This is a genomic window from Ornithinimicrobium cryptoxanthini (assembly GCF_023923205.1).
In the GTDB taxonomy this organism is placed as follows: domain Bacteria; phylum Actinomycetota; class Actinomycetes; order Actinomycetales; family Dermatophilaceae; genus Ornithinicoccus; species Ornithinicoccus cryptoxanthini.
Window position 1 is genome coordinate 202,748 of sequence record NZ_CP099490.1, and the last position, 13,659, is coordinate 216,406.

At 70.1% G+C, this 13,659-nt stretch carries 12 protein-coding genes; 9 read left to right on the forward strand and 3 right to left on the reverse strand.

Features of this window, described 5'->3' with window-relative positions; all coding sequences use genetic code 11:
• The first annotated feature begins 8 nt into the window (after nt 1–8).
• Nucleotides 9–842 carry a carbon-nitrogen family hydrolase gene (locus NF557_RS00915; protein ID WP_252621232.1) on the forward strand — a complete coding sequence of 278 codons (834 nt, stop codon included), beginning with the start codon at nt 9–11 and terminating at the stop codon, nt 840–842.
• Here NF557_RS00915 and NF557_RS00920 read toward each other — a convergent pair.
• From NF557_RS00920 to NF557_RS00930, 3 genes are all read right to left on the reverse strand, one after another.
• Nucleotides 839–2,689, reverse strand: coding sequence for an acyl-CoA dehydrogenase (locus tag NF557_RS00920; RefSeq protein WP_252621233.1), 1,851 nt, complete (start codon nt 2,687–2,689; stop codon nt 839–841). The genes NF557_RS00915 and NF557_RS00920 overlap by 4 nt on opposite strands.
• 251 nt (nt 2,690–2,940) lie before the next feature.
• Nucleotides 2,941–3,642: a response regulator gene (locus NF557_RS00925; RefSeq protein WP_252621234.1), complete on the reverse strand. Its 702-nt coding sequence runs from the start codon at nt 3,640–3,642 to the stop codon at nt 2,941–2,943.
• A 37-nt stretch (nt 3,643–3,679) separates the two neighbouring features.
• Nucleotides 3,680–4,906 (reverse strand): sensor histidine kinase, encoded by a 1,227-nt coding sequence (locus tag NF557_RS00930; RefSeq protein WP_252621235.1) that lies wholly within the window; start codon nt 4,904–4,906, stop codon nt 3,680–3,682.
• A 105-nt stretch (nt 4,907–5,011) separates the two neighbouring features.
• Between NF557_RS00930 and NF557_RS00935 the strand changes: the two genes are divergently transcribed.
• The 8 genes from NF557_RS00935 to NF557_RS00970 all read left to right on the forward strand — a co-directional run bounded on the left by NF557_RS00935 (nt 5,012) and on the right by NF557_RS00970 (nt 13,630).
• Complete coding sequence (locus NF557_RS00935) at nt 5,012–5,911, forward strand: ABC transporter ATP-binding protein (protein WP_252621236.1); 900 nt, start codon at nt 5,012–5,014, stop codon at nt 5,909–5,911.
• Nucleotides 5,908–6,729, forward strand: a complete 822-nt coding sequence (locus tag NF557_RS00940) for an ABC transporter permease (RefSeq protein WP_252621237.1) — start codon at nt 5,908–5,910, stop codon at nt 6,727–6,729. Before NF557_RS00935 ends, NF557_RS00940 begins: the two co-directional genes overlap by 4 nt.
• A gap of 240 nt (nt 6,730–6,969) precedes the next feature.
• A complete protein-coding gene (locus tag NF557_RS00945) occupies nt 6,970–8,514 on the forward strand; it encodes an ABC transporter substrate-binding protein (protein ID WP_252621238.1) in 1,545 nt (514 codons plus the stop codon).
• A gap of 15 nt (nt 8,515–8,529) precedes the next feature.
• Nucleotides 8,530–9,480, forward strand: coding sequence for an ABC transporter permease (locus NF557_RS00950; protein ID WP_252621239.1), 951 nt, complete (start codon nt 8,530–8,532; stop codon nt 9,478–9,480).
• Complete coding sequence (locus NF557_RS00955; protein ID WP_252621240.1) at nt 9,480–10,298, forward strand: ABC transporter permease; 819 nt, start codon at nt 9,480–9,482, stop codon at nt 10,296–10,298. The genes NF557_RS00950 and NF557_RS00955 overlap by 1 nt, the downstream gene beginning before the upstream one ends.
• On the forward strand, nt 10,295–11,434 hold the full coding sequence (locus tag NF557_RS00960; RefSeq protein ID WP_306254789.1) for an ABC transporter ATP-binding protein: 1,140 nt from the start codon (nt 10,295–10,297) through the stop codon (nt 11,432–11,434). The genes NF557_RS00955 and NF557_RS00960 overlap by 4 nt, the downstream gene beginning before the upstream one ends.
• The gene (locus tag NF557_RS00965; RefSeq protein ID WP_252621241.1) at nt 11,427–12,371 is read left to right on the forward strand and encodes an ATP-binding cassette domain-containing protein; all 945 of its coding nucleotides are present in this window, start codon (nt 11,427–11,429) and stop codon (nt 12,369–12,371) included. Before NF557_RS00960 ends, NF557_RS00965 begins: the two co-directional genes overlap by 8 nt.
• Before the next feature lie 29 nt (nt 12,372–12,400).
• Nucleotides 12,401–13,630: a M20 family metallopeptidase gene (locus NF557_RS00970; RefSeq protein WP_252621242.1), complete on the forward strand. Its 1,230-nt coding sequence runs from the start codon at nt 12,401–12,403 to the stop codon at nt 13,628–13,630.
• The last annotated feature ends 29 nt before the right edge of the window (nt 13,631–13,659 follow it).

Below are 13,659 nucleotides of genomic sequence, written 5' to 3' on the forward strand. Positions count from 1 at the left end.
AGGAACCCATGCGCATCGCGCTGATCCAGGTGGAATATGCCGACGACGAGTCGGTCGAGGACCGCACCGACCGGGTGGTCGAGTTGGTGCGGGCCCAGAAGGGGCACGACCTCGTGGTCCTGCCCGAGATGTGGAGCGCGGGCGCGTTCGACTACCGCGCCTGGCCGGACCGCACCCAGACCGTGGACGGACCTGTCGTGTCACGGATGGCCGAGGTCGCCCGCGAGATCGGGGCGGTGGTCCACGCCGGATCGATCGCGGAGGCTCCTCCGGGCGAACCGGGGCCGCAGGGACGTGGTCTGTGGAACACCTCGGTGCTGCTCGACGCCCGCGGCGAGCGGATCGCTCGCTATCGCAAGATGCACCGGTTTGGCTTCGGCAACGGTGAGCCCCGGCTGATGGAGGCCGGTGAGGAGGTCGTCGTGCTCGACCTGCCGGCCCCTGCCCACGGGCTCGTGGCGGGGCTGTCGACCTGCTATGACCTGCGGTTCCCCGAGCTCTATCGCGCGCAGGTCGATCAGGGGGCGCAGCTGTTCGTGGTGCCGGCCGCCTGGCCCGCGGCACGGGTCGAGGCGTGGCGGCTGCTGCTGCGCGCCCGGGCGATCGAGGACCAGTGCTTCGTGCTCGGCTGCAACACGGCCGGCACCCACGCGCGCACGCCGATGGGTGGCCACAGCGCGGTCATCGACCCGCGTGGGGAGGTGCTGGCCGAGGCGGGCACCGGGCAGGAGGTGCTCTCGGTGACCATCGACCCGACTGCGGTGGCCGAGGTGCGCGAGTCGTTCCCGGTGCTGGCCGACCGCAGGCTGGGCCGCGACCCGGACGCACCAGGAACGGTCTAGAAGGCGGCCTCGGGAAGCTCCATGATCGAGTCGTCGACGTGCGTGATGATGCCGCGGTCGGAGTGCACGCGGGGGAGGACGTCGCGGGCAAAGAAGCGCGCGGCGGCGACCTTGCCGAGATAGAAGTCCTGGTCGGCCCCGGTCGCGCCGGCGTCGAGGGCGGCCTGGGCCACCTCGGCCTGGCGCAGCAGCAGCCAGGAGATCACGACGTCGCCGGCGGCCAGCAGGAAGCGGGTGGTCGACAGGCCGACCGCATAGATTGCCTCCGCTGACCCACCGCTGCGGGCGTCAGACGCCATGACCCGACCCACGAGGAACTCCACCATGCCCTGGATGTCCTCCAGCGCCCGGCCCAGCAGACCGCGCTCGGTGGCCAGGAAGTCATCCGCGCCGCCGCCCTTGACCAGCTCCATCATCTGCGCGGCCACGTGGCCCAGCGCCTGGCCCTGGTCCCGGACGATCTTGCGGAAGAAGAAGTCCTGGCCCTGGATCGCGGTCGTGCCCTCATAGAGGCTGTCGATCTTGGCGTCGCGGACATACTGCTCGATCGGGTAGTCCTGCAGGAAGCCGGAGCCGCCGAAGGTCTGCAGCGACTCGGTGCCGAGCAGCACCCACGCCCGCTCCGAACCGCACCCCTTGACCAGCGGCAGCAGCAGGTCGTTGACCTTCTCCGCCAGCTGGGACTCCTCGGTGGGGTTGTCGCCGGCGATCATCACCGTGTCCTGCTGGGCTGCAGTGAAGAGCATCAGCGCCCGCAGCCCCTCGGCATACGACTTCTGCAGCATCAGGCTGCGCCGCACGTCGGGGTGGTGGGTGATGGTGACGCGCGGGGCGCTCTTGTCGGTCATCTGGGTCATGTCCGCGCCCTGCACGCGCTCCTTGGCATACTCCAGCGCGTTGAGATAGCCCGTCGACAGGGTGGCGATGGCCTTCGTGCCGACCAGCATCCGGGCGTACTCGATGATGTGGAACATCTGGGCGATGCCGCTGTGCTCGTCACCGAGCAGGGTGCCGACGGCCGGGTTGGACTCGTCCTCGCCGAAGCGCAGCTCGCAGGTCGTGGAGACCTTCAGGCCCATCTTGTGCTCGATGTTGGCCACCTCGACGCCGTTGCGCTCGCCCAGCTCACCGTCCTCGCCGATGTGGAACTTGGGCACGATGAAGAGCGACAGGCCCTTGGTGCCCGGTCCGGCACCCTCGGGACGAGCCAGCACGAAGTGGATCACGTTGTCATAGAAGGGTGCCTCGCCGGAGGTGATGAAGCGCTTCACGCCGGTGATGTGCCAGGTGCCGTCCTCGGCCTGGACCGCACTGGCCCGTCCCGCGCCCACGTCGGAGCCGGCGTCCGGCTCAGTGAGCACCATCGTGGCGCCCCAGTGGTTGTCGATCATCTGCAGCGCGAGCTTCTGCTGGGCCTCGTTGCCGAGGGTGCGCAGCACCTCTGCGAAGGTGTAACCGGCGGAGAACATCTTCACGGCCGGGTTGGCTCCGAGCGCCATCTCCGAGACGGCCCAGGTCAGGGACGCAGGGGCGCGGGTGCCGCCGAGCTCCTCGCTGACCTCCATGCGCCACCACTCGGCGTCGCGCCAGGCCAGGAAGGACTTGACGAAGGCCTCCGACATGGTGACCTCGCCGGTCTCTGGGTCGAACGTCGGCGGGGTGCGGTCAGACTCAAGCAGGCTCTCTCCGAGCTCGTTCTCGGCCAGGGTGGAGACCTGGGCGAGGATGTCGCGCGCGGTCTCCTCGTCGAAGTCGCCGAAGGCGCCCTGCCCCAGGATGTCCTGCCGGCGAAGCACCTCGAAGAGGTTGAACTCCAGGTCGCGAAGGTTGCTCTTGTAGTGGCTCATGTCCTCAGTCCTCGTCCCGAGCTGCGTGATCGACGTCGATCGCGGCGCCTGTCAAAGTACCCGATACCAGCAGTACCTACTTGTCAGTAACAGTGTGCCCCTCCCCTGCGCGAAAAGCAAGAAGCCGAGCTCGTATGCCGTCCGGGAAGTCTCGCTGTGCTCGGCCCCTGAGCGGCTGATGTCCTGCAGTCCCAGGGTGAGAACCCGGTGAGCGCAGGACATAGCGGGGTGCAATCAACCGGTGCGGGTCCTCAGGTCGGGTCCGTGGGAGTCTCGCCGGTGAGCCCGGCGTCGTGCACGAGCAGGGCGATCTGGGTGCGGTTGCCCGCGCCGAGCTTGTCCAGCACACGGGAGACGTGGGCCTTGACGGTGGGCACGCCCATGTAGAGCCGCGCGGCGATCTGCGCGTTGGACCAGCCCTGGCCGATCGCCAGAGCCACCTCACGCTCTCGGTCGGTGAGGCTGTCGAGCCGCGCCAGCGCGTGCTCCCGCCGCTGCTCCGTCCCACCCTGGTCGGGGCGTGGTGCTCCGGCGACCTGGGCGATGAGCTGCTGGGTCACCGAGGGGGACAGCCGCGGCTCGCCGGCAGCGACCGCGCGCACGGACTCCACCAGCCGCTCCGGGTGAGTGCTCTTGAGCAGGAAGCCGTTGGCCCCGATGCGCAACGCCTCGACGACCATGTCGTCGGTGTCAAAAGTGGTCAGCACGATCACCTTGGGCGGTGCCTCCCTGGCGAGCAGCTCCGCGGTCGCCGCCAACCCGTCCAGCCGTGGCATCCGGATGTCCATCAGCACCACGTCCGGGGCGAGCTCTGTCACCAGGTCGACGCCGGCGCGGCCGTCGCCGGCCTCACCCACCACGTCGATGTCCGGTGCCCCGCCGAGGATCAGCCGCAGCCCGGTGCGCACCAGCGCGTCGTCGTCCACCAGGACGACGGTGATGGACGCGCTCACGCCGCCCTCCGCTGGTCACTGGTCTGGCAGGTGGTGGTCATAGGGACCACGGTAGCCAGGCGCGCACCACGAACCGGCCCGACCGGTCGGTGCCATAGGTCAGCTGCCCACCGCTGAGCCCGGCGCGCTCGGCCAGCCCGAGCAGACCCATGCCTGAGCCACTGTCCCGGGCCGCCTGCGTGTGCGGGGCTCCGCCATAGGCGCGCGGTTGGTTGACGACGGTCAGGTCCAGGCCCTGGCCGGGCTCGCCGGACAGCGACACGGTGACCGGCATGCCGGGCGCGTGCTTGCGGGCGTTGGTCAGTCCTTCCTGGATGATCCGGTAGGCGTGGCGGCTGATCGTCTCGGGCACGGCGGCAAGGTCGATGCGGACCGTGGTGACCACCGGGGTGTCGCCAAGACGCACCTCCTCCAGCAGCTCCTCGAGGCTGGTCAGGTCCGGCTGCGGTGCGCGCGGCTGATCGGGCTCGTCGCTGGCCCGGAGCACACCGAGCACGGCGCGCAGCTCCTGGACCGCCTGGTCGGCGTTCTCGCGCACCGTCCCGGCGATCTCACGCACCTGCTCGGGTGGCAGGTCCTCTCGGTAGCTCAGGATCCCCGCGTTCATGGCGATCAGGCTGATCCGGTGCGCCAGCACGTCGTGCATCTCGCGTGCGATCCGGGACCGCTCGGTGCTGCGAGCCTGCTCCACCCTCAGACCCTGCTCGCGCTCGGCGGTCTCGGCCCGCTCCCGGAGGGCGGCGATGTTGTCGCGCCGCACCCCGATCGAGTAGCCCACCGCGATGGCGGCCACCAGGGCGAGCACCTGGGCGATGATGTTGGTGACGGTCGTGGTCCAGGACTGGTCGGGAGCGGTGAACATCTCGTCCCAGACGAACGAGCTGGCCAGATAGAGCGGGGCGATCACGGCCAGCTCGCGCCAGTGCCGTCTGGTGGCCACCGAGATGATGGCGATGATGCACGCCCCGGCAGCAGACGTTGCCACGGCTGAGAGCACGATCAGCACGGCTGCGACGGGCACCGGCCAGCGCCGCCGGAGCCTCAGCAGCACCAGTGCGGAGAGTCCGAGCAGGGGGTCGGCGACGGCCAGCCACCACTCGGGGCCGGTCCGCCCCTCCACGTCGATGCTGAACCACGCGGACAACCACAGGAGTATGCCGACCAGCGCGGCCAGCAGGAGGCGCCACGTCTCCCCCCAGCGGGTCGTCGGTGGCAGGCCAGGTCGCACACCCTGACCATAGGCGCTGACGGTGACACCAAGCACCCGCCGATGGTCTGGGATCAGGTGCGGGACGGCATACCAAGGTAGGGGGTAGGTCCATGCTGTGGACTGATGCGCAAGGGGGTGCTGCTCCCGCAGGCTAGGAGCATGATTCAGGTACAGAACCTCGTGAAGACATATGGGGACTTCACCGCGGTCGGCGACGTGTCGTTCACCGCCGAGGCCGGACGGGTGACCGGGTTCCTCGGCCCCAACGGCGCGGGCAAGTCCACCACCATGCGCGTGATGACCGGGTTGACCCCGGCCACCTCGGGCACCGCCACGGTGCTCGGCACGCCCTACGAACAACTGATCAACCCCGGACGGCACGTGGGCGTGCTGCTCGATGCCTCCGCCCAGCACGCGGGCCGGACCGGCCGTGAGGTGCTGACCCTCGGGGCGCTCACCCTCGGCATCGACCAGCGACGGGTCGACCAGATGCTCGAGGTCGTCGGTCTGACGCCCAAGGAGGCCAAGCGGCGGGTGCGCAACTACTCCCTCGGCATGCGGCAGCGCCTCGGTCTGGCCAACGCGCTGCTGGGTGACCCCAGGGTGCTGATCCTGGACGAGCCCGCCAACGGGCTCGACCCCGCCGGCATCCGGTGGATGCGCGACCTGCTCGGCACCTTCGCCGACGAGGGCGGCACCGTGCTGCTCTCCAGCCACCTGCTCCACGAGATCGAGCGGATCGCCGACGACATCATCGTGATCGGGCGCGGCCGGATCGTGGCCTCGGGCACCAAGGAGGAGCTGTTGCGCCCCTCCGGGTGCCTGGTGCGCAGCGACGACGACGTCGCGCTGCGCACGCTCCTGACCGACCAGGGCCTGGACGTCACCGTCCTGCCTAACGGCGGCCTGCAGGTCGAGGCCGAGACCGCCGTCGTCGGCCAGATCGCGGCCGGCACGGGCATCGCGCTGGTGGAGCTGCGCGGGGCCGACAGCCAGGGGCTCGAGGACATGTTCCTCACCCTCACCTCCGACGACGCACGACAGGAGACCGCAGCATGAGCACGATGACCGTGAAGGACACGGCGGGGGCGCCCCGGGCAGCAGCCCCGGGCGGGTTCCACCTGCCCACCATCGACGCCCCGATCACCAAGGTCCCGTTCAGTCGGCTCGTCCGGGTTGAGGCCCGCAAGCTGGTCGACACCCTGGCCGGACGCTGGTTCCTGATCATCCTGGCGCTGGTGATCGTCATCGCCATGACGATCATGCTGTTCGTCGACCGGGGAGACCACAGCTACAGCACCTACCTGACTGCGGCCGGGGTCCCGCTCGGCATCTTCCTGCCGGTGCTGGGCATCCTGTCGGCGACCCAGGAGTGGAGCCAGCGCACCGCGATGACCACCTTCGCCCTGGAGCCGCGCCGCGGCCGGGTCGTCCTGGCCAAGGTCGTCAGCACCGTGCTGCTCGGTCTGGGGGCAGTGGTTCTCACGCTTCTGCTGGGTGCTGTTGGGCGCCTGCTCGGTGACCTGCGCGGGGCGGAGACGGCCTGGGCCGTGGACGGCTGGGCCATCGCCGGCATGACGCTGATGATGGTGCTCTTTGTGCTGCAGGGCCTGGCGTTCGGTCTGGCACTGCTCAACACGCCAGCCGCGATCGTGGCCTACTTCGCGATCCCGACGCTCTTGCCGCTGATGACGCTGGTCAGCTGGCTGCGCACGCCGCACGAGTGGATCGACCTGTCGATGACGACTGCGCCCCTCCCCATGGGGGCGGCAATGACTGGCGAGCAGTGGGCACAGCTCGCCGTATCGGTGGCACTGTGGGTTGGAGTCCCACTGGCCATCGGGGTATGGCGCGTGCTGCGTCGCGAGGTCAAGTGACCCGCACGTAGGTGCGCCGCCCCATCCGGGGAAATAGCGTCAGCGGGGTCCGGGGCGGACCCCGCTGACGTGTTCCTGGGCGGCGTGCTCGCACCACGCCCACCGTGCACCACGGATCACGAGACGGTATCGGTCTGGGTGCCGGTGTGGTTAGCGCGGCGCCGATGCGGCAAGGTTGGGGCAGATCATCGGCTGATCAGCGCCGCGCGCGGCGCAGGAACTTCAGGAAGGCACACCACCATGAGGTCACGCACCAGGCTGCTCGGGGCTGCGCTCGCGGCATCTTTCCTGATCGCCGGCTGCAACGCCGGCTCCTCCTCGGACGATCAGACCAGCGGGTCCGACTCGACCGACAGCAGCGCGGACACGGCGGCCCCGGCGGGCGAGGCGTCGGTCCGGGTCGGCCTGGTGGCCGAGCCGGCCAGTCTCGACTTCACCACTACCGACGGTGCCGCGATCCCGCAGGTGCTGCTCTACAACGTCTACGAGACCCTGGTCAAGATCGACCAGGACGGGCAGATGCAGCCCGCCCTCGCCTCGGAGTGGACGGTCAGCGACGACGGCCTGACCTACACCTTCACGCTCCAGGCGGGGGTGACCTTCAGCAACGGCGAGTCATTCACCGCCCAGGACGTGGTCGACTCCTTCACCATGGTCAAGGAGGACTGGACGGTCAGCCTGAAGAGCCAGTTCGACATCATCGAGTCGGTCGAGGCCCCCAGCGACACCGAGGTCGTCGTCACGCTGACCCACCCGAGCAACACCTTCCTCTACAGCCTGACCACGCGGGTCGGGGCGATCTTCGACTCCAACAGCGTCGACGAGCTGGCCACCCGCCCGATCGGCACCGGCCCCTACACCTTCGGGCAGTGGCAGCGCGGCACGTCGATCACGCTCCAGCGCAACGGTGACTACTGGGGTGAGCAGCCCTACTTCGAGCAGGTGGTGCTGGCCTACTTCACCGACGCCACGGCGCTGAACAACGCGATGCTCACCGACGGCATCGATGTGGTCGGCACCGTCCAGGCGCCCGAGGCGCTGGGGGAGTTCGAGGAAGGCGACTACCAGATCATCGAGGGCACCTCCAACGGCGAGGTCGTGCTGTCGTTCAACAACAGCACGGCGCCCTTCAACGACCTGCGGGTCCGGCAGGCAGCCCGGTCTGCGATCGACCACCAGGCGCTGCTCGACACGTGCTGGGACGGTCGCGGTGAGCTGATCGGCAGCATGGTCCCGCCGACCGACCCGTGGTTCGAGGACCGGACCGGCGACTACCCCTATGACGTGGAGAAGGCCAAGGAGCTGCTCGCCGACGCCGGTGCGGAGGGTGTCGAGGTCCGGCTGCGCATCCCCACGCTGCCCTATGCCATGAGCTGCGCCCCGATCGTGGAGAGCATGCTCGAGGAGGCCGGCTTCGTGGTCACGGTAGATGACCTAGAGTTCCCCGCCACCTGGGTGGAGGACGTCTTCACCAACGCCGACTACGAGATGTCGATCGTCGCGCACGTCGAGCCGCGGGACCTGGGCAACGTCTTCGGCAACCCGGACTACTACATCCGCTACGGCACCCCCGAGCTGCGCACGCTGCTCGAGGAGGCCGACGCCGGCACCGAGGAGGAGCAGGTCGAGAAGATGAAGGCGGCCGCCAAGCTGATCTCCGAGGACGCCGCCTCCGACTTCCTCTTCCTGCTGCCCAACCTCATCGTGGCCGACCCGGGCATCACCGGCCTGCCGCAGAACGCGATCACCGAGTCCTTCGACCTGGCCAACCTCGCGCGCGAGTGACCGGAGCCTGACTCGGTGCTGCTGCGTCTGGCGCAACGCTTCCTGGTGCTCCTGGCCAGCCTCGCGCTGGCCTCGTTGATCGTCTTTGCCTTCATGCAGGTGCTTCCCGGCGACCCTGCCCGGGTCGCACTGGGGATGAGCTCCTCGGAGGAGTCGGTCGCCTTGATGCGTGAGCAGTTCGGGCTGGACCGGGCACTGCCGGTGCAGTATGCCGACTGGATCCGGGGGATGGTCACGCTCGACCTGGGCGTGGAGTGGATCTCCCGGGCGCCGATCGCCCCGCAGCTGACCGACCGGATCGCGGTGACCGCGTGGCTGGTGCTGACGGCGATGGTGCTGGCGCTGCTGGTCGCGATCCCGGTGGGCACCTGGATGGCCGTGCGGCACCGCCACGCGGACGGGGTGGTCCTGTCGGCGATCTCGCAGGTCGGGGTTGCGGTGCCCGCGTTCCTTGCCGGCATCATCCTGATCACCTTCTTTGCCAAGCGATGGCAGTGGTTCCCCTCCGGTGGCTGGGTGCCGCCTGCGGACGACCCCGTCGAGTTCCTGCGCCGGCTCGCCCTGCCGGCGATCTCGCTCGCGCTCGTGCAGGCCTCGGTGCTGGCGCGCTATGTGCGCACGGCGATCCTCGACGTGCTGCGCGAGGACTACCTGCGGACCGCGCGGGCCAAGGGGCTGCGGCCGATGCAGGCGCTGCTGCGGCACGGGCTGCGCAACGCCGCGGTGCCGATCGTGACGGTCCTGGGCCTGCAGCTGGCCACGCTGCTAATCGGGGCCGTCGTCGTCGAGCGCGTCTTTGTCATCCCCGGCCTGGGCACCTTCCTGCTGGACTCGGTCGCCGCGCGCGAGCTGGTCACCGTGCAGACCGTCGTGATGGTCCTGGTGGCTGCCGTGCTGGTCATCAACTTCATCGTCGACGCGGTCTATCTGCTGATCGACCCACGACTGCGCACGGGGGCCCGCTGATGGGCGGCCGCCGGCTCAACGCCCCCCTGCTCATCGGCGGGGTCCTGGTGCTCATCGTCGTCGCGATGGCGCTGGTGTCCTATGTCTGGACGCCCTATGAGTTCAAGTTCCTGCCGGTCCCCAAGGAGCAGACACCCAACGCCGAGCACTGGCTCGGCACCGACCGCTCGGCGCGCGACGTCTTCACCCAGATCCTGCTGGGCTCGCGGACCACGCTGTTCGTCGGGCTCGTCGCGGTCGGGGTGGCGGCTCTGATCGGCGTGCCCCTCGGCATACTCGCCGCGATGTCTCCCGGCTGGTTCGGCCAGCTGGTGATGCGCGGCAACGACATCCTGCTGGCCTTCCCCGCGCTGCTGCTGGCGATCATGTTCTCCGCGCTCTATGGCGGCGGCACGTTCGTGGCCATGGTCGCCATCGGCATCGCGACCATCCCGGCCTTCGCGCGGATCGTCCGGTCGGGGGCGCTGCAGGTGGTCCACACCGAGTATGTCGCCGCGTCCCGGATCGCCGGCCACGGCCAGTTCGCGATCGCCTGGAAGCACGTGCTGCCCAACGTCATGGGGCTGGTGATCGTGCAGGCGTCGGTGTCGTTCGCCATCGCCATCCTCGCCGAGGCCGCCCTGTCCTATCTCGGGCTGGGCACCCCGACCGGTCAGCCGTCGTGGGGCCGGATGCTGCTGGAGTCGCAGCCGGTGCTGGCCCGCTCACCCCACCTGGCGGTCATCCCCGGCGCCGCCATCGCGCTCGCGGTCCTCGGGTTCAACCTGTTCGGCGACGGGCTGCGCGACTATCTGGACCCGAAGCTGGAGGGGCGATGACGAGCAACCCAGGTGCACCGGACGCCACACCGCGCGCCGCCACACCGGGCGGCGCCACACCGGACGCCGCCACACCGGGCGGCGACCAGACCGTGCTCCGGGTCGAGTCCCTCGAGGTGCACGCGGGCCAGCTCCAGCTGCTCCACGACGTGACGTTCTCGATCCAGCGAGGTGAGCGCGTCGGGCTGATCGGGGAGTCCGGCTCCGGCAAGTCGCTGACCGCGCTGGCCGTCATGGGGCTGCTCGCCGAGGGGCTCGAGGCCAGCGGCAGGGTCCACCTCGCCGGGCAGGGCCGGGAGCTGGTCAGCGCCTCGGAGGGAGCGATGAGCCACATCCGGGGCAACGACATGGCGATGGTCTTCCAGGAGCCGATGACGGCCCTGAACCCGACCATGCGGGTGGGCCGCCAGGTCGCCGAGGTGATGACCCACCACGGCACCGCAGACCGCAGGACCGCCCGGCGCCGGGCGGTGGAGCTGCTGGAGCACGTCGGCCTGCCCGACCCAGCGGCGGTGGCCCGGTCCTATCCGCACCAGCTCTCCGGTGGGCAGCGCCAGCGGGTGGTCGCCGCGATCGCCCTGGCCAACGACCCGTTGCTGCTGATCTGTGACGAGCCGACGACCGCGCTGGACGTCACGGTGCAGGCGTTGGTGCTCGACCTGATCGTCACCGGCGTGGAGGAGCGGGACGCTGCGCTGCTCTTCATCACCCATGACCTGGCCGTCGTCGCGACGGTCTGCGAGCGGGTGCTGGTGATGTATGGCGGGCGCATCGTCGAGGCCGGCCCCGTCACCGAGGTGCTCGGCAACCCGCAGCATCGCTACACCCAGGGGCTGGTCGCCGCGAGCGACCTGGAGGGCGTGCGGAAGGGGGAGGGCGTGCGGGAGGGGGAGGGCGTGCGGCAGGGGGAGGGCGTGCAGGACAGGGAGGCGCGCGCACCGCTGGCCACCATCCGCGGCAACGTGCCGCCGGCAGGACGCTTCCCCGAGGGCTGTGTCTTCCGCAACCGCTGCGACTTCGCCACCGCCGAGTGCGAGACGCTCCCGCCCTGGACCCCGCGGGGCACGCACGATGCGGGCGAGCGAGCCTCGGGATATGCCTGCTTCCACCCGGTCGGAGGTGAGTCCGATGGATGAGTCGCAGGACGGGGCGCCAGCCATCAGCCTGCGTGGCGTCAGTCGGGAGTTCCGGCGCCCGCGCACCTCGCTGACCGGCGCGCCCACGGTCGTGCACGCGGTGCGGGACGTGTCCCTGGACATCCAGCCCGGCCAGCGTTTCGGCCTGGTCGGCGAGTCCGGCTCCGGCAAGACGACCCTGCTCAAGCTGATCAGCGGCCTGGACCAGCCCACCTCGGGGCAGATCCTCATCGAGGGCCGGCCCATCCAGGACAGCTCAGCCCGCCAGCTGCGCTGGTTGCGCCGCCGGCTGCAGCTGGTCTTCCAGGACCCGATGAGCTCCCTGGACCCGCGGATGCGGATCCGGCGGATTATCGCCGAACCGCTCGTGGCCCAAGGGATCCCGCGCGGGGACAAGGTCGACGACCTGCTCCAGCGGGTCGGGATGAACCCTGATGTGGCACATCGCTTCCCGCACCAGTTCAGCGGTGGTCAACGCCAGCGCATCTCGGTGGCCCGCGCGCTCGCCCCGGGCCCGCACATCCTCATCGCCGATGAGCCGGTCAGCGCCCTCGACGTCTCGGTGCGTGCCCAGGTGCTCAACCTGATGGACGAGGTCGTCGAGGGCTTCGACCTGACCCTCGTCTTCGTCTCGCACGACCTGTCGGTGGTGCGGCACGTCTGCGACCGGATCGCGGTGATGCGAGCCGGGCAGATCGTCGAGGTGGCTCCGACCGAGCAGCTCTTCACGGACCCGCAGCACCCCTACACCCGTCAGTTGCTGGCGGCGGTGCCCCGCCTGCGGGACGCCCTGGCCGGCCGGTCGGCCGCCGAGCTGGCCGAGCAGACCAGGGCAGCGCTCGCCGCCGAGGGCGCGCGAGATAAGACCGGCATCGCGATGCTCACGGAACCGCCTGCACCCGAGCCACCTCCCGACTTCCCCCCGACTTCCCCTTGACCCCCCGACCCACGATCCTGGAGGACCTGATGGACCGCGCTGACCCACTCGCCGGCGACCCGCCCGCCATCGACGAGGAGGCTGTCGTCGCCTTCACCCAGGACCTGGTCCGGCTCAGGTCGGTCCACGACCCCGCGGCGGGGACCGCGGAGGCGCCCGTCGCCCAGCTCGTCGCGCAACGGATGCGGGAGTTCGGCTGGACCCCAGAGGTGACCGAGGTAGCCCCCGGACGGCCCAACGTCGTCGCGGTCATCGACGGCGGCGGAGGGCCCGGGCCGACGCTGATGTTTGAGGGCCACACCGACGTGGTCACCGAGGGTGAGCTCGACGCGTGGAGCTTCGATCCCTATGCGGCAGACATCGTCGACGGCCGGCTGCGCGGCCGCGGGAGCGCCGATATGAAGGCCGGCGTCGCGGCGATGATGTATGCCGCCAAGGCAGTGGTCGACCACGGCACCTTTCCCGGCCGGCTCGTCGTCGCAGCCCTGGTCGACGAGGAGGGGCTGATGCTCGGCGCCAAGGCCTTCGCGGCGACCCCGCTCGCGGCGGAGGTCGACGGGGCGATCTGCTGCGAGCCTGAGGCCGGCGAGATCTGCGCCGTCTCCAAGGGAGCCGTGCGACTGCAGGTCGAGTTCGAGGGAGCGATGGCGCACGGGGCGATGCCCCAGCACGCCCGCAACCCGCTGCCGGTCGCGGCCGAGTTCGTCCGGGCCGTGGCCCACCTCGAGACCGACCTGTTGGAGCGCCACGGCGTGCACGAGCACCTGGGCGAGAACTATCTGACGCCCACCGTGCTGCTCGCCGGCGACACCGACCAGATCAACGTGATCCCGGCGCGAGCCGTGGTGTGCCTGGACATCCGCACCGTGCCGGGGGTCAACCACCGCGACCTGGTGAACCGCCTGGACCGGCTGGCCTCCCGCTGTGGTGAGCCCACCGGGGTGACCGCCACCAGCGAGGTGGTCGACGACCGCCCGGCCGTCGAGACGCCCGTCAGCCACCCGATGATCGTGGCGCTCGCCGCCGCGCACCAGGCGGTGACCGGCCAGGTCGCGGTCTATGGAGGTGTGCCCGGCGCGACGGATGGGACGATCCTGACCCGGGATGCCGGCATACCGACCGTGGTCTATGGTCCCGGCGGCAAGTGGATCGCCCACCAGGCCGATGAGTTCGTCGAGGTGGCCGAGATCATCTCCGCCGCCCGGGTCTATGCCGAGGCGGCCCGGCGGTTCCTGACCTCGGGTGACCCGACCCCCTGACCCATGTCTCGCGCCGGCGCTGGCTAACC